Here is a 23199-nt window from a genome sequence, read left to right as displayed (position 1 = left end):
TTTATTGCTTTTTTATGTTTAATTCGGCAGTAATACCTGCATCAAAATCTTGGATTTTCCCTTCTATTTTTTTCCCTCTGTTGGTTATTTTTCCTGTGAATTTCCCACTAGTTCCTAAATAGGTTGTATAAGGAATGATTACATTAGTTCCATTTACATTTACATTTCCAATTCCTGTGGCTGTAGTTACCCATTCTCCAAACACAAATGAATATTCTGTAAAATTTATTGTTCCAGAATCTTCATGGTTAATTTGATACCTCCCATTAGAATTATTAATATCAACCCATTTCCCAGTTAAATTGTACGTTTTTTTAACCACAGTAAGTGTTTCTGGTTTAACAGTTGGAATTACTTTTACTTCTTTTGCTTTTATATCTTTCGGAAGTTCAGATTTATCTATTATTACTTCCTTTTTTTGTTCCTCTTTTTTATGATCTTTTTTTTGTTCTTTATTTCCTATAATACCAACATTAAATAGTATAGTTATTATACTACCAATGGCAGTAATTAGCCCTGTAATGGCTATTACTGAAGTTGAAAATTTGGTATTTGTTGTGTGTTCCATTTTCTATTTATCTATCTTAGGTATAGGTGGAATTAAACTTTCATCTATTAGAGAAGGGTTCTTTTCTAGTTCTTTTAATGTATTAGGATCTAGGTAGATTCCTTTTGCATGTGCAGCGTAGTTCTGTAATCCGTCTATCATAGAACTTCCATAAAACTCAAAAATCTCGGCAACAGCTTCATTTCCTTCATCATACTCTGAAGTAAAATTTCCTTCGGCTCCTTCGCCCGGATCCATATTATTTACCACATTCCCCTGATCATCTTTAATAGCATCGATTCCATCTAACGCATCTCCATAATGAGTAAATTCGTTAATTAGAACTTGATTTAAACTAATACTAATGGCATTTTTTTGTTCTGCTGTTGCATTTGGATTAGACATAATTTCTTCATATTTCTCAACCAATCGATAATCTAACTTGATAGTATTTCCTTGATTAAAATATTCCCCATGCTGATCAGGGTTTGAAAATTCTACAAGTTCAATAGTAGGTCCATTTCCTTTTTCAAAATCTGTAGTTTCCTTTATTTTTTCTTCAGTTAAAATTCCTACTGAATTTTTTAATAATGCTTGTTTTATTTTATCACTACCTGTTAAATAATCTCCAAAATGACTAGTCATATACTTGTAGAAATATGGAAATGCTGTTTTATATTTTTTGAGTTTATTTTTGTCTTTATCCTCGGTTCCAGGAACTACAGATTTTTTTTGAACCAATTTTTCTATCCCTCCCTTTTGTTGAATGGTATGGGTTAACTCATGAGCTAATAAGTGTTTCCCTTCTTTTGAATTTGGATTATATTGATTTTGATTAAAGTAAATATCATTACCATTCGTAAAAGCTTTAGCTCCAATATCTGAACTCATTTGAGCAGCTTCAAAATCAGTATGAATTCTAACATTCGAAAAGTCAGCACCAAAACCATGCTCCATTTCTTGCTTTGTATTTTGATCTAATCGTTGTCCTCCCGAACCTTTCCTTAATTTTGATTCTATTGATGATGTTTTAGTTACTTTCCCATTAATTGTTTTAGTTTGAACTTCCTCGTCCTCTTTGCTCTGAACCGTTTCCTCTTCTTCCGCCTTCTGAACTTCCTCTTCCTCCTTACTCTGAACAGCCTCCTCTTCTTCTTGTTTCTGAACTTCCTCTTCCGCTTTACTCTGAACAGCCTCCTCTTCTTCCATTTTTTGAACAGGTTGCTCCTCGTCTGCTGTTTCCTTTCTTTGAACTAAAGGAGTAACCTCTGACGCTAACGGTTTTTGTTGTACTTCTTCTTCATTTCCTTTACGTTGTACGGTAGCATCAGAAGACGAATTGTTAACAACCTTGTCTGCCATTTTATCTGCCTCTACCTCGTACTTATCGCCAGCCTTACCCATTTTTAACTTTGGCTGAATAAATGCTCTTTCTTGTTCTTTATTAGTATTCCCTTGTTTATGTTTTTTATCTCTTTTGAACATGATTCACTCAGTTTTTGTTGATTTAGCTTCCTCTCTTTTTGACTTCGTAATGTCTTGTATCAAACCGATAATTTGATGCCATCCATCGGTACCACCTGCAATAACAACTGCAGTTAAAACTGTATCAACAAACTTGAAAACTATTGCTTGAATTGTAAAAGCTTCAGATGGAACTTCCATAAACGTTTCTAAAATTCTAAACCCGGCAATGGCTAATACAATCCCAACACTAAAAGAAGCCAATGTTGTTTTATGAATATTTCCTTCTTTGGTTGCTGTTTTGGAAACAATAAAAACCTCATTAAATCTTTCAGTTAATGCTAGTATTACTGGAAATGACATGAATAGTGTACTGAGCTCAATATCTGATATAGATTTTAAATGAATTAATTCTAAATCGATATTAAAAAGTACTACAGCTGTAATTGCTATAGGAATCAAGTAAGCTAGTTTTGTTTTCATTTTTTAAAAAGCTAATTATAATTTATTATGCTTAGCACACTATTTACCAATCTGTAAATAGTAATGTATTCATCCATGGTAGTTTACACAATCCGTAACTCCATGGTAGTTTGTCTAATAATATATCTTGTGTTCTTCTTTCAATAGTAAGTTGTGGATTGTCCTTAGTTAAATCCAGTTTACCTTGTCGTTGAATAAATTCATTTCGAATTAAATCTGGCGATGAGTTTTTTAATATCTCCCAATTCTGAACTACCGATTTTAGTAAGTTTTCTGTATTCTCTTTCATTTCATCTGAAAGCGTTACATCTCTTTCTATAGTTTGATGGATGGGAACATTACATAAGAACTTTTCAAATATCAAATTACTTTCTAACTGTTTTTCTTGTTTAGTAGCTACATAATGTAATAAGTGTACAGCTTCAGATGGGTTAATAATTTGATTATTTTCATCTAGTAAATTACATGAAGTAAAAAACTGCTTTAGAAAAGGATGGATTAGAATAAGTCCGGCATTATTAATTATATACGATTTCGGTTTATTGAATCCTTTGAATAGTTCTTTTATCGTTTTCAATGGTGTTATAGGTTGTTGCTCATCAGTTTTCAAATCGTTTAGAACTTTAGCATCACTAATTTTCAACTCTTCATTTGAGCTATTATTTGGATGTATTACTATTGCTTGATTTGAACTATCTGTAGTGGTTTCCTGTACTTCTTGGTTTGTTACATTTCCTTTTGATAAAGACGAATTATCTTTACTTTCTTTTTTGTTTATACCTGATTCAGAATCGATTCTATCTTCACTATTTTTATCATTAATGTCATTTTTCTGATTAAGATTTTGACGCTGAAGTTGAATCTGATCTGAAGAATCTGTTTCCTCTATGCTATTAGACTCTTGGATTTGTTTCTCTGAACTTTGAGTGGTTGAAGTTGTTTCTAATTGAGAAGATTCTTGATTTTTAAACAGGTTGTTGTTAGTAGTTAGATTACACTCTAATTTGTTTTCTAATAATTTCTCATCCCCTACTAATTTTTCTTCATTTAAAACTTCGATATGCTGTTCGTTTTCTTGTGTAAACTCTGTTTTTACTTCTCTTGAGTCTTTCAATACTTTTGTAGTAATCTCCGCCTCGATATTATCTTTTATGCTTTCTGAAACAATATCTTTCGTTTCTTTAGTATCAGTTGAAGTAAACTGATTTTCTAACTCCTTTGTTCTTTCTATAAGTTCAATTTCTGAAAACCCACTACTTTCAATTTTAGTTACTATTTCCTTTGGAAGAATCTTACTAATTTCAGAGTGTTTGACAAAAATTTGTTTTAAAAACGTTTGTAAACTTGCTGCTGATTGTTTGCTCTTTTGATGTTTAGCTAATTCAATGATATTCAGCATATACATGATAAAAACCATTAAATCTCCCTGAACAACGTAATGAGCAAGCGCATTCCAAACTTCTTTTCTACTCTCGGAAGTAACAACAGTACTATCAAGCGTTTTAATTTCAGTTAGCAGTTGCTTTAAAAACAATGGTTTTTTTTCAATTCCTATAAACAATATTTGTAACTCATTACTTAAAAACTGATGCAACAATCGAAGTTTTTGTGATGGAGTATCTAGCACTTTTAAAAAACGTGCACTAAAACTTGACGTTTCCGTTATTTCATAAAGATCTTTTTGATCAAAATTAAAGCTCTTTGTATGATTATTCCACCAAGAAAAAGTACCATTTTCTAGAAAAGAAAAGAATGTATCTGTTTTAGAGTTTAAATACGATTTCTCTTCTATTTTAACGTTATGTACTTCTGGTTGGTTAACAATTTTGGTTAAGGTATCAGAGAGTTGCTTTTTTAATTCTCTTCTAGAAGCTTCTGATGTAATTGAAAAATTTTGATTGCTAACATCAATATCCAACGTTAATTCTGGTATTAGTTTTATAGAATCTTCAGAAGAAATAGATTCAAAAAAGGATTCAATAAGAGGAAATATTTCCTCTTTTAAAAAAGTATCAATAGAGTTTTTCAATTCTTCTGCTATCTTTTTAGAATTGGTATTAATGTCTATAGAGACTTTATTAATTATGTGTTCTTGAATCCTCATTTGAATCTTCTCCCAAATTTTTAGCCTACAGTTTCTGTAAGTGTTTTTATTAATTTTAATTGGATAACATCTATAATTATTTGTGAAGTTATTACTTCAGCACATTTTTCTAAGAAACTTAATAGCACTTTACTTTCAGTATCTACATTAATTTGTCGCTCTAAAAACTCTCGTAAGTCTAAATCAATTGCTCCTAAAACTCTTTGAATTTCTAAAGCAATAGTATTATCTCCATCTCCTTTTGTTTCAAGTGTTTCTGGGCTTTGACAATGTAGAATTGAGAAATACAGTTTAATTTGAGCTCGGTAATATTTCTTTAAGATTTCGTTATTTGGTTCTTTTTTAAGTGCCTCAGAAGTATCGTTTATTAGTTGTAAAAATGGTTTTTCGATAGCTGAATTATTAGCTCCAATAGTATAGGCCGGTAAAGCTTTAAATACTCCTTCATACATCTTTTGAGTTCTATCAATTATAGAACCTTCTTTATCAATAGGCTCAGTTAATAATTTTAATTCAGCATCTAAGATATCTCTAACATCATCAGTACAAGTCCTTATGACAATAAAAGGAGTTTCAACAACATCTGAATACGTATTTGTTCCACAATCGCTAACTGTAGTTAAAGAAACTCTAACTGACTCTCCATCATAATTAGATAAATCGACAGTAATGGTTCTTCTCGTAGTTTGAGGATCTCTTTCTTCTCCGTTTATATTCCAGATATATTCGTTACCAATCTCAGAAGTATTGGTTAATGTTAAGATTCTAGTTTCAGCATCAAAACTACTTGTAAAGTTTGCTCTAGATCTTTCTGTAACTTCTATTGTTGCAGAAACAGATGTACCTACTAAGTTTACAGTAACTGAGCCAGCACTCGTTAATCCTGAGTTTGCTCCAACAAATTCCCAAACACCTCTATCTTCGTTAAACGAAATTCCATTACCATCTAACTTCATTCCATCTATTTGAGGACTTATTCCAATGACATGCGCTGTTTTATCTTCTAAACAAAAGATTGCATCAGGTACCTCAATTACGAAATCTGGATACGAAACATTAACTTCAATACTCGCTTCTGAAGAACATCCATTTTTACCTTCAACTCTAACATTAATTTTGAATGTATTTACAGAGCCCGGTTCTATTAGATACTTTGGAGTAAACATTTCTACTTCGCTAGTTTGTCCTTCAGATTCCCATTTGATATTTAATGAACTTGGATCAATTCCATCAGGTAATTGAACAGTAAAGTCTCCTACATAAATTAACTTCTCTTCTTCCCAAACGAAACCTGCTGTTTTTCCTTCTACAATTGATATTTGTTTTACTTCATGAATGATAATTCTAGCATTGGTAGATTGACCATCCTCAAAGAATCGGATAATTCTTTCAAATTCAGTGAATAATGATGAATCAACAACCAATTCACTTCCTTCAATAGACAACCCTGCAATTGGAGCTCCTTCAATAGTAATTTCACCTCCAACATTGGTGAATGAAATTCTTGCGGTTGGTTCTGTTTCCGTATCTAAACAATATGAAGGAATAATTGCTAATTCTGATGGTGTTTCGCTATCAAAAATGATAGTTTCTATAGTAATGGTTTTACTACAAGGTCCTAATGATACCTCTAACGAAGGTGTAATGATATTTAAATCGTTAATTGGCAACGTATAAGTATGTGTAAACTGATTGTTAACCGGAGTTTCTTCAACTTTTACTCCGTTACCTAAAAAGTCGAAGTTATATTTTACTTTATTGATAAAGTTAGACGTGATAAAAATATCATCTCCCCAGTTTAGAGTGAATACAACATTTGCTTCCGTTTTATCATCATTATAGGTAATTGGTTCCACTGTAACACTTAAATCTACATCTGGATACACTATAATTTGGCAATCTGTAGGTTCATCATTTACTGTAAAGTTGATTGTTTTTCCTAAATAATTTTTATCAATTTTAGTAACATCAAGTTTAGTTTTATTATCTGTTGGATCGATGAAAATACCTGACTCAAAATCTTCTGGAATATCAGATTTTACAACACCATCTATTGGTAGTTTATTAAATACTAATGGATCAATAGTTGTACTGTTATCTAAACAAACATAACTTACCGGTAAGCTTAAGAAAACAGGTTCTTTAGGCACGATGAAGTTAATTGGCGCACAATCTGAACAACACATGTATGGCAATGAAAAATCTGCTACTACTGTATTTCTCAACGTTTCATTTTCACGAATTACTTCGTTTTCGTCGAAATACAATCTGTTATTGGTTCCTACTACCGCTGGGTTGTAAATTTGGAAGTAGTATTGATCTTTTGGCACTAAACGATCTTTAATCGTAATTCTCATTCCTACAGAACCATCCCTATACATTAATGTTCCTTCCGCAGAAATAACTTCTGATAATCCTGCTCTAGACCAAGCTCTATTTAAAAATGCTGTAAAGTTTACAACGGTATCTCCTAATGTTTTTCCCACTAATACCACATCATCATCTAAGAACAAACGCTTGGTAAAATCTGTTGACTTAGTATCTACAAATGAAAAGTTAATAGTGGAGCTTTTATCCCAAAGATTTATAACTCCTCCGTTTTTAAAGCTAAATAAACCTTCTTTTTCTAAAAATTCATTTTTAACAGGAAACGCAGTATCTCTAGTCCTATCGAAAATTGTATCTATTGGTTTTTCGTCAGTTGGTTGATTTCTAAAAATTACATCTAAAATTACATCGTTAAACGTATTGGTATCAGAAGCATTTTCAGTAACATACACCATTACAAAAGTTCCTCCTGGAATAACTCCAGCTTTATGCTCTAAACCTGGATGATGTTTTACAAATTCTGAAAGTTGTATTCTTTCTAATATTTTACGTTTTCTTTTTTCAATTTCTGCAAGTAAGGTTTCTAATTTTTTACCTGAGCAACAAACAATTGACAATTGATTAATTAACAATCCAAGTATTTGTTTCGTTGTTAATGCTAACGTAGTTGCATTGTATCTTGCCTGTAATTTTTTTACTTGCTGACATAATTTTTCGATAGTTAATTTATAACTTACTAAAATACTATCGTTAATATCTCTAATATCTAATGGAACCTTAGTATCTAAAACAAAAGCGTGTACTAACGTTTCTGTGATATCAGTTAAAATAAAATCCGATAATTCTGGTTCTTTTACCCAAACTTCACTCTCTCTTATTGGCGCAATTTCTTTTTCAAGCTCTACAAGAATATCACTTGAAGAACCGCCCTTATTTTTATCAAAAATGTCTGCTATAATAACTCCTAGCGTATCTTGCTCTTTCGTTAAGTTTTCCTCAATGATGTTTTTATCATACGATTTGTACAACATTTCTTGATCGGATAAAAACTTTTGATCCTCTAGTAATCCATCATTAAATGCATATTCTTTACTTACAAAATCTGTTTTGAATAATGTTTCTTTCGACGTCATTACATCTCTAGTCATTACTACTTCATCTCCTGCAGAATCTTTTACTGCATCTCTTACATTTTTATACTTATCCGCAACAGTATTTACTTTTGGCTCTGTTAATTTAAATGCAGAAAAGGTTTTACTTACTTCAGAAAGAATACAATTTTGTTCTGCTTTCCATGCGTTTAATAGCATTTTCAAATCTTCAAACTCGCACTCATAATCATTGATATTAATAGTTTGAGTAGTTGCATTGATTGAAAGTGTTTTTACATCGAAACTTAATCCATAATCTTTCTTAAGCTTTTGAATCTTTGCTAACGCTTCTCCATACATTTTTCCTTGATGTCCTTCAATTCGATAGAAATCATTTTTATCGATATTATAGGCTAAAGGATTTTGAATCGGTAATGATGCATCAAGATTCGTTTTATGGTAACTTAAATTCTGATTTGCTTTATAATTTACCGTCTTTTGAAAATTCCAGTTTTGTAATAAGTTATTAGATACATTGTAGTAAAAAGGAACAGCTTTATCACTTAAATTAGTATGTGCCATTGAAGGCGTGATTTCTATTTCCTTGGTTTGTGTAGTTCCTATATAACTGTTTGCAATTGAAATAGCTCTGTTTAACAACAATTGAATCTTACTAAGATTATCATCTTCTGTACTAACAATTGGAGAGTTATAAAATCGGTGTCTTAATTCCGGGATTTCAGTTGCAGCTATTTTTCCTAACATTAAATGCTTTGGAAATGCTCCGATATTTGGACAACAATTTACATTGATGTGTAATAATAATTGCTTGATTTCATTATAGGTATCAATTAAATCTTTTAAGGTGTCATATCGATACTGAAAATCTAACGGAACACTTAAGGGACTAAAACTGAATAATGATTTTATTTTGTTACTGATAAGCGGTAATCCGAACTTATTTAAAATTACTTCGTATCCTAAGATTAAATCCGTAGCAATGCTTTCATCTTTAACAGCTGAATTGTACAAGCCTTTTAAAGAAGAAAATGTTTCTGTATTATTTTCATTTAGTACTACTCTTTTAGCCTCAACAACTGGTAAAGAATCGTTAATCTTAAACCAATCGTGTTGTGTAAAAATATCGTCTTTAGCAGCTATTGCTTCTATATCTTCGCAACTAATTAATAAAACACGTAAGTTGTTAATTTGCTCAATTCCTTGATTATCACAATTCAGTTTATTACACAGCGCATCTTCATTTGGATATTGCTCTAAATACAATAGCACAGCCATTTTATTGATATCGGTAAACTCAACTAAATTGGTATAAGAACTATCACTTTCAGTATACACTTCCCATAAGTTATACTGATTGTTTTGACTGTTTAAAAACTTCGGATATTTAGCATCATTGTCTTCAAACTTCTTGAAAAACTTGAACTTCTTAGACTTTAAATTCTTCTCTATTAAATCATGAAACTGAACTAAATCACCATCCGTTGTAACTCCGGCTCCTTGTGTAATTGTTAAACTATTTATTGCCGATTTATCTACTGTAAACTCAGGACTAAGGTGAAATCCACATGCAATTCCAACACCACTTAATCCTATTCTTGACAAACGATCTTGATCATCAAAATAATCGATGAAAGAATTTAATTGCTTAGCTGTTAATACCTGATTGGTATTAAACCTGCTGTACTCTGTAGTGATATCTTTTAGTTTAGTTTCCATACCGAATGTGTTTTGGCTGTGTTATAAAACACTATGTTTTTTACGTTATTTAGTTGTTATTTGTATTCTCTTCTTTATCTTCTTCAATCATTCCAATGCTCGATTGTCCTAGAATTACTCTTCCATCTAATGCCTCATCTTCTGCGTCGCAATCTGTTAATCTACCAACAGGATATACTGTATTTAGTTCACGCATAGCAAACATTAAATTCTTCAATTCTGGTTGCGGTTGCTCTTGTGCTGAGTTGGTTCTTTTGAATAAGTATTCTTTGTATGCTTTTTCAAATCTGAAAAGATCATTGTCTTCTGTAATTCCTTTTCTTGCTCCTACCCAACAAATTCTTGGAAGTATATGTGATGGTAATTCTTCTCTGATAACATCTTCTATGTATCTTCTAAAATCTGGATTAGAAAAACGATAGGTAAATCCAGGAAGTACAATACTAACTCTGTATGAATACGGATCGATCGTTCCACAGTCATCACAATTATCAGCACAAATTGGTAGAAATCCTTTAGTTGTATTTGTGGTAACATCTGGACGAAGCAACATATGTTCTACTAGAAAAATTCCTTCTTCCGTAAACTCATTTTTCATGAAATTAATGAGGTACAGAATTGCTTCTTTTAACTCATTTGTATCCTCATAATATTTAAACTGCTTCGCAATAATGTAGTCTGAACTACTTTCAGATTCTTCAGGATTAATTACATCAAATGAATATTTTACTGGAATACTTGGGTTTGAAGGCGTACTTGCGTGAATCTTTAAGTTTCCGATTTGTACATCATCTAAATTGCTTTTTTCAAATGCATTTTCTACTGCTCTTTCTGTAGTTTGAACAATTTGTAAAGCCGCAAAATATAATTCTTCTACTGCAAATGCTGTAGTTGGATAATCATCTGTGGCAGACACTAAAATATTCCCATCATTATCTTTAATTCTCCAACGATATACAGTGTTTCCGCCACTTACTAAATCATATACCTCAACATTTGAATTCGTTAGATGTCTTCTTTTTTCATTGGTAATTCCCATTAAACGAGCAATTCGTTTTTGAAAACCTGATATGTTTAGCGTATCCCAAAGGTTTGTTTTAGGTTGATTGTAATAATTAAATGCCAATCCACGATGTGAACTAATTACTTTATAATCTTTTAGGAAAGCCTCTTTATTCGCTAAAACTATTTCATCAGTTGCCGTACCGTAAAGTGCCTTCATTAAAAAAGTATACTCTCCGAAACGTTCCGCAAAACGGGCAATAAGATGATCTAAAATTGAGTTTCTTCTTTCGATATTATTATCGAATTGACTTAGTAAAAGTTCTGTCAATTCATCATCATTAGATTGAGGATATTCACTTACTAAATCGTCGAAGTCTTTAATATCTTTAACAGCTTGCGTAAAGAAAGAACGTGTTTCAGTTCCTGATACTGATAACAACGTACTTACTTCTGACAAATGCTTGAAATAGGTTGCTAAAATTTGGTCGAAAAAAGTTAAATATCCCTTTAATTGTTTGGCTTTTGCTCTTCTTGAATTGGTTACATGTATTCCTAAACCTTCTTGTCCGATTCCATAAGCATCTGGAAAATCGTTTTGAATTGTTGTGTATTCCTCAGATTCTAAAGCAACTCCTTTTGGTAAATCTAAAATTAAATCTTCCTTCGAAATTTCTTGAGCAGCTATTGCATCTTCTTTAATCTGAGCTTTATAAGTTTCAACCCTCTCTAAATTTAAATTCAGTGGTAAAAATCCTTTAGTAAAATTGAAGGTACTTTTGCTACATAAAACAGGTTTTTTGTCTTTATCAATACATACTACCCATTTGTTTTCCTGTACAATAGTATCATCACAAAAACCAACCGAAATATCTTTAATCAGTTTTACACCTTCCACATTCATGATAATTTTCATGATATCTGAAAGACGGACTTCTGTGCGAAGCTCTGCTTCTTTTAACTCTTCAGTATCTATAAAACCATTTGATAAAACCGGACCTTCAAAGATTTCATCAGTTGAATATCCTTTATCTTGCATTCCTTCTAAAGAATAGAATTGCAGAGAAGGCGATAAGTAATTTTCTATTTGATATAAAATATTGGCATACACCCACTCTTCATCAACTTCAGAAAAGACATCAATATTTGCACAAACCGATATTGGTTGCGATTCAACTTGTTTTACTTCAATTAAATCTTCACATAAATTTCGATTGCTATGGTAGGTCTTTTTAATCTTATTTATAACCAATACTTTATCAACTTTATCTTCAAAATCGACTAATAACGTATACAATCCTTTCAGTTTAAAATCTTTCTGAAATTCATCTGGAATATCAGTAAACTCAGCATACGACAGCAAACTGTTTTTACAATCTACATATACCGTTTTGTCAAATTTTCGTAACCAACAATTTTTCACACCCTCTAAATCAATAAACAACTTTCTATAGTCAAACTCATTTACAGGTTTAGATGGAAAAATTTCTGAAGCTTTATAAAACTGTGTTTGGATAGCTTTTTTTGGATCTTTTGATGCTAATAAATTCTCAAGCGGAATATCGATTCGCATTCCTAAATCCGTAATCGCATAACATAACATTTCTAAGATGGTAATTCCAGGATCGTGTGAGTTGAAATCGGTCCATAATTTACCTCCAAGCTGCTCTAAATAAGCAATTCCTTCTTTACGTAAAAAATGAAAATCTAAATCGTTATTAGAACTAACATTTTTAGGAATTGTGATATGTTGATTTATAGTTGACATACTGGTTCAATGATTGTTTTGGTTCCTTTACAAGTAGTTAATACCGTACTTACTGAATGCTCTTTAGCGGATACTAAAATTGATTTTGGATCGCTTGGAACAATCTTGTAAATGTTAGCATCACCATTCATCGTTACATTTTGTAGATAATCTACATAAGGAAGTTTCTCTATATAATCTATTAATACACTTTTGTGAAGCGCAATTCCGAAAGTGACTTCTTTTGTATCGTCAAAAGCCCACGGTGATAAGAACTTTGTAATATCAGTTTTTAACTGTTCTTTATAAAAATTCTCATCATATCCATCATAGAATTTTGCTTCTAAACCAATTGCTACCTCTTCGTAATTTGGGTTGATAATGTTTGCCTCTACATGAAGTGTATTTAATGCATTTACATGAGCTTTAATTTTGTTTAATAAAGCCATGCTAACACGAGGCTGATAGATATCGAATACATTTTTATTTACGGTATCAGGAACTACAACTATGGTAACATTTCCAGCCGAAGTAAAACTTGTTTCTGATGTATGATTTAGACATTTTACTTTATAAATTTCTGGAAATTCTTGTAAAATGATATGTTCATAGTCCCAAAGTGTAATTGCTCTGTTTTTGTGACGTAGACGTTCGCTTATTCTTCTGTAGAACTTTTCATCCGTTTCTTCGGGACTTCCTCCAAATGCATTATAAGGTTGTGAAATACCTTTTACTTGCGGAATTCTAGTCACCATCTTTTTGATAGTTCCTGCCGGTAATCCGTCTTTTAAATGACTTACTTCGTTATTATTATTTTCGAAACTTGCTAATACAGCTTGCGCATGTATATCGATAGCCTGACAAACAGCATCGAATGATTTATTCATTTGTGCTTTAATCCAAACATAGCCTTCTGGTAGTAACGTATTATCGGATGTTGCTTCTCTTGGAATCGTAAATTTGAAAATTCCTGACTTTAAAAAATTATCAGCGTCGTTTGAAATAATACTATCTTCTAAACTCTTCCATTTATTATTACACAATACTGACCAAAGTACTTTTTCGGTATCAGTAAAACTATCTGTAAGAGGATTTTCACTTCCCTCTAACACTTGAATTAATAATGCAACACTTTGTTGATTTACAACCTCTTCAAGCCCAATATATAAGTGTCCTCCAAGACAATATCTTGGTACTAATACTGTTTGAATAGTGTCTTTATCAAATACGTCAATAATGTTTTTCTCTTCCTGTAAATATTTCTTTATCGCATAGTTTTCTTCGCTTTGACCAAAAGCATGCTCGTGAAATAATTGAATTCTATTATCTGATTTAGCTGCTTCAGACATTACTAATGATTCTTCTGCTACATAACCAACAGAAATTCCTTCAATAAGAGGTGTATAAGGTTCGTTAGGCAAATTAATTGTCTTACTTTGAGAACTAACAGCCAATGCATATAACTTTGGATACAATTCATGTAAAAAAGATTGTTCTAAAGACAATTGTAAAGGTCCTGCTTTATCTATTCCATAAGAATTTGCGACGTTTTGAGTAGTTATAATAGAAGAATATGTTATTTCTACATTTTCTCCATCTATAATTGTTTCTCTTTCAAAAAGATTAATAATTGCTCCTTCTGTTTCTTTGCTAACACCTCCAGCATGCAATAATCTTTTTTCAATTTTAAAATACTCTGGGCCAGATACAATCAAGTTGTCTTCATTCTCTGAAATAGTTTTCCCTAGTAAACTAGCATAACCATTTATTGATGAATAAGAGGTAGACTTCATATAAGCTGCATACCAAGTTTTTAAATCCTCTGGTACATTTTTCCATCTAAGATTTACTGTGAATTCAGTCCACTCTTTTGAAAAAGCCTCTTCATAGTTTATAGTAAAATTGCTTCCTATGATTGGTCTAGTTGTAAAAGGAGTAAATGGCTTGTTTGATTTTAAGCTTCCATTATCGTTTTCAATAGCTACAGAGGTGATACCTTGTACATCTGTGTTTATTGTAATTTCATTTAAGGTATTTTCTGCTAAAAGCTTATAAAACTCATAACCAGTTTCATTAGACACATCAAATTCGAAACGAACTAACGGATGCGTTGTATTGTATTTTGTAAGCAAAAATTCTTGATTATAATTTACTAAAGCATCCGCATCATAATCTAATTGAAACGTAAATTGTACTTCCTTTTTATTTGTATTGAATTCGCCATCATTGGCATTGTCAATTAACGTTAATTCTGGTTCTATCCAATTTTCTTGACCACTAGCAAACAATGAGATGCTTTTAATTACTTCATCAATATTTACTGTTTTACTACTAAAATTATCATCGAAGTTAAACGTAATTGTAACTGTTCGTAAACCTTCCTTCAAGAACAACATCGGTGAAGCAATTGAAAAACCAAGCTTTGCATCAGGCAGTTCATCAACATTTTTTGCAGTTTCAGGATAACCAAAAGGATACCAGTAAGGTTTACCTTCTTCTAATGGCTCTTCTAATCCATCTTTGGTTTTTACATTGTTACTAACTTTAATTTTCTTTACCTCTTCTGTGTTGCTGTTATACAATGTTTTTAATTGACTAACAGTTGTTTTGTTAGCAATTAGCTCTTCGGTAGTTTTATACACAAGCGGATTTCCTAAAGCATCTTTTTTAGCATCTAAAGCAGTACCTTCAACTATTTGCTGGTCGGTAACTTTTTTTGCCAATTCAAAAAGCACATGCGCTTGATCTGCAATAGGTTCTCTTTTATCTACTTGTAAAATTTCTTTATAATAAAAATCTAAATGACGTTTGGTTAGTTGATTAAATCTTTCTTTAGATAATTCTAATAGGTTTAAAAAACAGATAAATAATGTTAGATGCGCAGTAACTTTAGCATCTTTAGACATTTCTGCTAAATTCTTAGCTACAGACTCTTTTAATTTATCATATTCTCGGGTTCCTCTGTACGGAATTTCCTCTGTGGTAAGTTGTTTGAAAAAGTTTTTCCAATCTCCTGCAACTACTTCATAATCTTTGGTTGAAAAGTAATTTACATTCTTTGAAAAATTGTAAGCGAATAAAATCCAATCTTCAATTGTAAAATCGTGTAATTCGAAATTCTCAGGATCTAGAGCTTGAATAAAACGTTGCTCTTGTCCTGTTCCGTTACGGGTTAATATATTTGGTATGATTTTACTCATGATTCCTTTTAATTTATATCTGTTCCTTCACCTTTATAAAAAGGAAAAACAACATTAGTTCTACTGTTGGTAGCTCGTATTCTATATTCAATTTTGATAATTAATTGTCCTTCTAAAGGATCAGTTTCAGAGACATCTATTTTGATAACATCTATTCTTGGTTCGTGATATAGAATTGCTGTTTCAATGAGTTCTTTGGCATAGGTAATTAAAGTACGGTCTAACTTTTCGAATAATAATTCTTGAAGATTACAGCCATAATTAGGCAACATTACACGCTCTCCTAATCGAGTATTCAACAATATCTCTAGGCTACTTTTTATATCTTCTTCTTCAGATATCATCACAACTTCGTTCAAATCTTCCGAAAACTCAGGTGGAAATCCCCAACCTATTCCTAAAAAAGCTTTTTTGTTTTCCATTTGTTTATCCTATTAGTACTGTGAATTCACCTAAAACGATTGTTCCTCCATGTGAGGTACTGTCTCCCATTCTTGCTGCGGGCATCCCTCCTATCAATACAGTTCCTGATCCTGCAACTATTGTGTCTGGCGGACCAGTACAAGTTGCCATATCTCCAACTCTAGCGGCAGGCATACCTCCAATTAAAACCGTTGGTTCTCCTGCTGGTAAAATTGGCCCTCCAACATGAGGTACAGTTCCTGTTACCATCGGACAAACGTGCATATCGGTTACTCTTGCTGCTGGATTTCCCATTTTTTTTATTTTTTGTTTTTACGATCCTTTCTGCTCCGTTCAAGGACCTCGTAATCTTAATAACTCTAGTTAATTTGAACTAACGATCCTTTTAAAACCGCAATAGCACTTGTAGAAACTTCTGCTCCTGCACTACCCTCAGCTTTAAACTCTGCATTCGCTGCAATACTTACATTAGTTCCTTCTATGTTAACATCTCCTGAAGCTTTTATTGAAATATCTCCAGCACTTTCCATAGAAATACCATCACTATTTATGACTATGACATTTGAGTTATCATCTTCTATAGTAATTGCACCTTCATCTTCATCGAGAGATATGATTTTTCCTGCAGGAGTTTCAATAGTGATGATCTTTTTTTCATCATCAAATAACACTTTCATTTCACTTCGTGTGATAATGCCTTTTTCATGATTATCATCAGCAGCTGTAATTGGAGAAGGCTTTGCACTACTGTGGAGCATTCCTAAGACAATTGCATCATTTGGATCTTGGTTGATAAAACCAACAATAACTTCATCGCCAATTTCGGGGCGGAAATAAATTCCTCTATTTTCACCTGCATCTGGTGAAGCCACTCTACACCAAATTCCTTCTTCTTCATTGTTGATTATTGGAATTTGTACTAGAATTCTATCCTCACCATCAGGATCTTCTTCTAATTGAGAAACGATTCCTACTTGTAATCCTTGAATAGCCGGTAATAATCCTGAAGCTGGTTTAGCTGATATTTCAAAAGTTTCCGAAAACCATTCTGTAGTGAGTCCGAATTGAGCATTTACAACCCAATTTCCATTACTAATTTCATGCTGAACTGCTGAAACATAAACGTTTCCGTTGAATCGGTCACCTACACCTTCTAACTTTAAAACAGTATTTGGTTTTACAGAAGGTATTCCTTGGAATTTAATTCTTCCTCGAACTTTAGCTAATTGTTGAAATAACCATTTAGCATCAGCCCAATCTTGTAATTCTGTATCGGTAACTACGCCTCCATGACGAAGCTCTAAATTTTCTAATCCGATTACATCACTTAAATCACTAGAACTTAAATTCCCATTTAAGCTTACACCTGGATCTTTACCTTCTACTTCTACTAATTCTTGATCGGCATGATTCCAACCATAAGCAGCCACTTTAGAAACCTGATGACGCGCATCAATTTCTGCATCAAAGTCTAATAAAGAGCCTCCAAACGTTACCGTTTCTACTTCTGACTGACTCACATCTGGCTTTGCTATTTTAATTGTTCCATCATCTACAAAACATAACTTGCCATTTGCTTGTGCTCTTGATACTAAAAAATCCCAATCAGAGGCATTGTATTGAACTAACTCTGCATGTGTATGGTTAGTGCTTTCTACATCACTAGACAAACCATACTCTCGAATAATCTCTTCAAAAATGTCGCTATCTGAGCTTTCATAAAAATACTTGCTTTTTCTTCCTACGGTCATTTTTACAGCTTCATCCTTGCATTCAATAATTAGTTGAGCAGAGTTTGCTCGAATTCTAAGATTATGTTTAATAACAATTCCTTTGAAAATGGTTTCTTCATCTGAATGATATCCGGCAGTAATTTCTATTTCCTTTCCAGGAATTAATAAGTCTTCATTACTCAATTGAAAATCTCTTGCAGAAGGATCTCCATCTATCAAAATAATTTGTGCGGTAGGTATTCTATTGACTTCTTTTGAAACCGTAATATTTTTAACCTCGTACACTTTTGAAAGTTCTTCTCCTTCAATTAAGATTTTAAAAGTGATTAAATCAGCACTTTTAGAAGTTTGTATGACTCCGGTATTATTCATTTAAGCAAACTTTTGTAATGGTGGAAAAAATAATTCCTGACCTGGTTTTAATTTTCTGAATTGCGTAATGTTATTCACTTTAGCTATTTCCAAATAGTACTTTGGATCTCCATAAATTCGATGACACATGAGCGGTAATGTTTCACCCGCTTTAACTTTTCGATAATGTGTTAAATCAGGAGATTGATTATTCTCTCTAGCTACTCGTAAATCATCATCAACAGTTCCTTTTATTTTAAGCTTTGCATTGGCTCTTAATGGAGTTCCATCTGGAGCAAATAATCGGTATTCTATTGATAAATCGACTAATGAGCCTTTAAAAAGCAACGCTCCCCATTTTACCATCAGGTAATATGGTTTATGTTCCTCTCCGTTGTAATCAAAAACGATTCTTTTGAAAGCTTCTATCTTATCTATAATTCCATCTGTATGGTTAGCTTCACCATCGATAACTCCAGAACTATCAAACAATAAATCAAGATCTAACTCTTGTGGAGCTATTTTTGTAAACTTTGGTTGAGTTCCACTAGTACCTTGTCCTTGTTGCTCCTCGTACTCTGGTTTATACGCAACCATATACTTTTCTGGATTTACAAGTGTTGTAAACTCACCGTCACCTACAGCATCATTAAACTTTTCGTCTTTGTATGCTTTTATGACTAATTTTTTTAATTCTCCTTGACTCATATTTTCAATTATCTGTTATCAGTTACCAATTAGTAGAACTGATAATTATTTATTGATAAGTGTGTTATCGTTCTTTTTGTCTTTGTAGAATATCCATTACTTCTTCTACACAAGCAGCAACTATTTCATCTTTGCCTCCCCCTTTTGCACTTCCTGAATTAGAACTTCCTTGGGATTTTTCATCAACATTAATTTTGATATGTAATTCTTTGATTGTAATTGGCATGTTATACAATGTTAAAGTACTGATAGGTTAATTCGATAGTTTCAATAACTAGTTTACTCTCCTCTGCATTAAAGTCGCCCACACTCCATTTTATAGGATAAGCTCTAACAATATTCCAAGTTTGCAAAGGTTTTCCGTCCTCACCCAAAAGCTTTACTGTGATGTCTACGGGTTCTATCTCAAAGTTTTCAAGTGCTTTTTTACACCATTTTATAACCTCAGAATTTAGTAGCATTCCACGTTTTAATACTAGGTTTGGAAATTTAGAACGAACTGGAATTTTATGCTTAAATCTATTTTCTCCACCTTCAGCAATTTCTTCAGTTTCAAGGTCTACGGTTAGACCTGAAACTGATTGAAATGAAATGTCTGTATTTTCTGTGGATAGCCCTTGAAATTCAACCATAAAGCTAAAGCCAACTGGTGGATAATAAATTTCCATTAAATCATTGTTAGTTTTTCATGAACGAACTCGGCAGTTTCGATAGCTATTTCATTACCGTCTGCTTTTAAATCGGTTGGTGTTACTTTAGTGATATATGCATTTTGACATTTCCATGTTACTGTTGCATCACCATTTTCATCTAACAAGCTTATTGTTAAATCTCCTCTAAATTGCTCACCTCCTTCTTGGAAATAAACAGTTTTAGCCCATTGCTCATAAAACTGTTTGCTTTTGTCTGCAAATGTTCCTCTTTTTACTGTTACGTTTGGATATTCAAACATTCCAGGTTGTTTCGACTTGTGGTATTCGCTATCTGCTCCACCACGATACTCAATCATTTTATTTTCAAAGGTTAACCCAGAAACTTCTGTACAGTTAAACTTTGTATCTCCAAAAGTTACCTCGAACGAAAACTTTGGAAGTGGATATAATTGTGCCATGATTTCTTTATTTTATGTTTTTAATTTTACTTGACTTTTTAATTATGCTTCTTGCATTTTATGTGAGAACTTAAGAATGATAAATTCTGCAGGACGAACTACAGCCATTCCTATTTCGATAATCATATTTCCTTCTAGGATATCTTGAGCGGTCATTGTTTCACCTAAACCTACACTTACATAAAATGCTTTATCTGGTGTTGGACCTGCTAATGCTCCAACTCTCCATTGCGTTGTTAAAAAATTATCAATCATTGCTTTTACGCGAACCCAAGTATTTTTATCATTTGGTTCAAAAACAAATTGCTCAGTAGCTTTTTTAATCGATTCTTCAGCCATATTAAAGAAACGTCTCACAGATACATATCTCCACTCATTATCGTTTCCAGCTAAGGTTCTTGCTCCCCAAACTAAGTTTCCTTTACCTACAAAAGTTCTAATTGCGTTAATAGATTTTCCAGCAACTGCATCCACATTTAAATCTCTTTGCTCATCACTAGAAATTTGTAATGATGGTTCTAACACATAATTAACACCTACATTTGCTGGTGCTTTCCAAACACCTCTATCAGAATCAACTCTTGCATAAATACCTGCCATTGTACTACTTGGTGGCAACACAACTGGTAATGCTCCAATTTCAATTTTAATTTCATTATAAACTTGACTGTAAATACTTTCAATACTCTTTAATGTTCTACCATTTAATTCTCCATTATTGACGTCTGTATCATCACCCGCTTTTACATTGGCAATTAAAGTATCTAATTCACCTTCTGCATCAGAAAGTACATCTGTAGTTGCATGCACATATACTTTATCTAATTCAGCAGAAATCGTATTTACTTGCGTTTCTAATTTTGCTTTTGAATTTGCCTTTTCGATATTATCTAAAGCTAATTGTAGTGCTTCACTTACTTCATTTATTTTGTTTGTTCCAACAAATACATCGTTTATTGCTGTTACCTGATCTGTGATAGCTAAGGCAATCGCGTTTACATCTGGAGTAGCTGCATTAGCATCGTGATCTGTTAAAGGAGCTTCCTCTACGGATGCTGCTGCTGCATTTCCTGAATCTTCAATTAAACCTGCAATAGAAGTTAGGTTGTTTAAAGAGCCTATAATTTTACCAACAGTGGTTGATAATTCAGAAACTCTTGTTTTTAAAGTAGCATATGTTTCACCAGAAAAATCTGCTGCATCTAAATCATCTGAAATTTTCTTCTTTGCTACTCCAATGTATCCAGCATCTGCATCTGTAGTATCTCTTAATAAGTCATTTTCAGCAGCAAAATCTACTTTATAAGCTTCTAGTTGTGCTACAGCCTCAGAAATTGCTGATGGTAAATCGGTAGTGTGTGTAATAGTAATAGATTCCTCGTCATAACGATAATCTAAAATTGTTTTTAAATGAGGGTAGTAAACAGCCCCATACTTTAAATAGTCTTTCTCTAAATTCAATCTGTTTCTTGCAGCTAAAGCATCCGCTACTGAATCAGAAGAAGTATGCGTATCTATAATCGCAAAACGGTCTTGCATTTCATTACATTGAATCAATGCATTGTTATATAGCGTATAAAAATCTACTTCGCTTAACTTTTTTGCATCTGGAAATACAATTAAAGTTGGTTCATCTTCTTTTCGTAAAGTATCTAAACCATCATTTAACTTATCAAATGTAATACTGTTTTCTACACCACTTCCATTTACATAAGTATCTACAGATACTACATAACATGGACCTCCTCCATTTGCAAAATACATTTGCATTGCATAATACATTAAATATGGCTTTGGGTTTGTTGGTGCTTCTACTTTTAATGTACGATCTTGTTGACCATCAACATGTGTATCCTCAACAGTAACAGTAATTCCGGTTTCCTTTCTTGCGAACCCAAAGTACGTTTCATACTCTAATAAAGAAGTAATGCGTGTTGGTTTATTGGCTAAATCGCCACTAATCTTCTTTTTTGCTTTTTCGGTAAACCCAATAAATGCTGGTATCGCTGTTTCTACTTGAGCCACCGATGGTGGAAATTTTACGATCTCTTCTACGTAAACTCCTGGTGTTTTGTAAGCTGACATAATTATTAATTTTAGTTTTTATTAAATGAATATTTCTGAATAGTAATCTTGTTCTTCTTTAGTAACACTATCTATTGTAGGATTAGGAAAAAATAGGTTTCCAGAGGGTTGTGGTGTTACATCTGTTTTTTCGATTTCCACTTTACCATTTTTAGTAAGTGGATGTTCTTGTTTGGTTACCATAATTTGGTTTTCAGATCTTTGCCTGTATCTCCAAAATGTTTTCTTGTTTTCTATATAAATTTGAAAATCGACAGTGTCTTTTAACAAACATTGCTTCTCTATATCAAAGTTTCCTGTTTGTTCATCTTCGGTGTCAACCAATTCGGTTAAATTGGAGTTGTCATCACCTGAAACTTTTATTTGAAAAACCCCGATAACTCCACTATTTTTTAGTTGTTTAACTGATGTATTTAGGTAGTTGAAAATTTCGGTTTCATCATCCGTTAAAGCAGTATCATTATCAACTTTATCTTCGATGCTTTCTATTAATGACTCATCAATACTAGAAATAGTAACTAGCTTTGGTGTGTTCGTATCAAACTCTTGTTCTTTTTCTAACTCATACACGAGTTTTCTAGATTCTCTTTCTGTGATTACAAAGTCTTCCCATTTTTCAATAGAAGAATTTGAATCGAAGACATTAGTTGCCGAGGAACTAAGATTTGATAGATAATAAAGTTTATTATTTGTTTTCTCAGTAACATCTGAATAGTTAAGAAAAAATCGGTCTTTTGCTTTGATAAAAAAAGTAAAAACCACATCATTAGATAAATTGATAACAGGACTATATCGTACTACTACGTCATTTCCTTCTTCAGAATTAACCTGTAACGAACTAGTTAATACCCTAATGCCTTTTGAATGATTTCTAATTAAAATTCTATGATTTTTAGCTATGCTTCTTGTTTTTTTATTCGGAATTACTTCCATAAAATCAAAAAGATTATAGCTTCTTAAAGAGTCTTGTTTCTCTTCTTCAGATAATTCATCATTGGCATTGTTTGCATGATACTTTTTTTCTCCTTGATCAAGAAAATAGGCATGTAATAAATCGATATTAAAAAGTGCTTTGTATACCATCT

At 32.3% G+C, this 23199-nt stretch carries 16 protein-coding genes; all 16 read right to left on the bottom strand.

Annotation, left to right across the window (positions count from 1 at the left end; genetic code table 11):
- Window position 1: 1 nt before the first annotated feature.
- Window positions 2-568 (bottom strand): hypothetical protein, encoded by a 567-nt coding sequence (locus EV195_RS16740; protein ID WP_165915738.1) that lies wholly within the window; start codon window positions 566-568, stop codon window positions 2-4.
- Between the two features lie 3 nt (window positions 569-571).
- Entirely contained in the window at window positions 572-2032 is a 1461-nt protein-coding gene (locus tag EV195_RS12580) for an eCIS core domain-containing protein (protein ID WP_132795311.1), read from the bottom strand.
- Between the two features lie 3 nt (window positions 2033-2035).
- Window positions 2036-2494: a hypothetical protein gene (locus EV195_RS12575; RefSeq protein ID WP_132795310.1), complete on the bottom strand. Its 459-nt coding sequence runs from the start codon at window positions 2492-2494 to the stop codon at window positions 2036-2038.
- A gap of 43 nt (window positions 2495-2537) precedes the next feature.
- On the bottom strand, window positions 2538-4598 hold the full coding sequence (locus tag EV195_RS12570; protein WP_132795309.1) for a contractile injection system tape measure protein: 2061 nt from the start codon (window positions 4596-4598) through the stop codon (window positions 2538-2540).
- A gap of 20 nt (window positions 4599-4618) precedes the next feature.
- A complete protein-coding gene (locus tag EV195_RS12565; RefSeq protein WP_132795308.1) occupies window positions 4619-9754 on the bottom strand; it encodes a hypothetical protein in 5136 nt (1711 codons plus the stop codon).
- A gap of 49 nt (window positions 9755-9803) precedes the next feature.
- Window positions 9804-12524: a hypothetical protein gene (locus EV195_RS12560; RefSeq protein ID WP_132795307.1), complete on the bottom strand. Its 2721-nt coding sequence runs from the start codon at window positions 12522-12524 to the stop codon at window positions 9804-9806.
- Window positions 12512-15703, bottom strand: coding sequence for a baseplate J/gp47 family protein (locus EV195_RS12555; protein ID WP_132795306.1), 3192 nt, complete (start codon window positions 15701-15703; stop codon window positions 12512-12514). Before EV195_RS12555 ends, EV195_RS12560 begins: the two co-directional genes overlap by 13 nt.
- Before the next feature lie 8 nt (window positions 15704-15711).
- The gene (locus EV195_RS12550; protein ID WP_132795305.1) at window positions 15712-16125 is read right to left on the bottom strand and encodes a GPW/gp25 family protein; all 414 of its coding nucleotides are present in this window, start codon (window positions 16123-16125) and stop codon (window positions 15712-15714) included.
- Between the two features lie 4 nt (window positions 16126-16129).
- Window positions 16130-16420, bottom strand: coding sequence for a PAAR domain-containing protein (locus tag EV195_RS12545; protein ID WP_132795304.1), 291 nt, complete (start codon window positions 16418-16420; stop codon window positions 16130-16132).
- A gap of 65 nt (window positions 16421-16485) precedes the next feature.
- Window positions 16486-18231, bottom strand: a complete 1746-nt coding sequence (gene vgrG / locus EV195_RS12540; RefSeq protein ID WP_132795303.1) for a type VI secretion system tip protein VgrG — start codon at window positions 18229-18231, stop codon at window positions 16486-16488.
- Entirely contained in the window at window positions 18232-18918 is a 687-nt protein-coding gene (locus tag EV195_RS12535; RefSeq protein ID WP_132795302.1) for a CIS tube protein, read from the bottom strand.
- Between the two features lie 64 nt (window positions 18919-18982).
- Window positions 18983-19144 (bottom strand): DUF5908 family protein, encoded by a 162-nt coding sequence (locus EV195_RS16735; protein ID WP_165915737.1) that lies wholly within the window; start codon window positions 19142-19144, stop codon window positions 18983-18985.
- Between the two features lies 1 nt (window position 19145).
- The gene (locus EV195_RS12530) at window positions 19146-19586 is read right to left on the bottom strand and encodes a phage tail protein (protein WP_132795301.1); all 441 of its coding nucleotides are present in this window, start codon (window positions 19584-19586) and stop codon (window positions 19146-19148) included.
- Window positions 19586-20029 (bottom strand): phage tail protein, encoded by a 444-nt coding sequence (locus tag EV195_RS12525; RefSeq protein WP_132795300.1) that lies wholly within the window; start codon window positions 20027-20029, stop codon window positions 19586-19588. The genes EV195_RS12530 and EV195_RS12525 overlap by 1 nt, the downstream gene beginning before the upstream one ends.
- A gap of 42 nt (window positions 20030-20071) precedes the next feature.
- Window positions 20072-22114 carry a phage tail sheath C-terminal domain-containing protein gene (locus tag EV195_RS12520; protein ID WP_243693118.1) on the bottom strand — a complete coding sequence of 681 codons (2043 nt, stop codon included), beginning with the start codon at window positions 22112-22114 and terminating at the stop codon, window positions 20072-20074.
- 21 nt (window positions 22115-22135) lie between these two features.
- Window positions 22136-23197, bottom strand: coding sequence for a hypothetical protein (locus EV195_RS12515; RefSeq protein ID WP_132795298.1), 1062 nt, complete (start codon window positions 23195-23197; stop codon window positions 22136-22138).
- Window positions 23198-23199 lie beyond the last annotated feature (2 nt).

The sequence above is a fragment of the Tenacibaculum skagerrakense genome, from assembly GCF_004345825.1.
GTDB classification, from domain to species: Bacteria; Bacteroidota; Bacteroidia; order Flavobacteriales; family Flavobacteriaceae; genus Polaribacter; species Polaribacter skagerrakensis.
The sequence above is the reverse complement of the archived record's forward strand: the minus strand, read 5'-3'. Positions and strand labels throughout refer to the sequence as shown.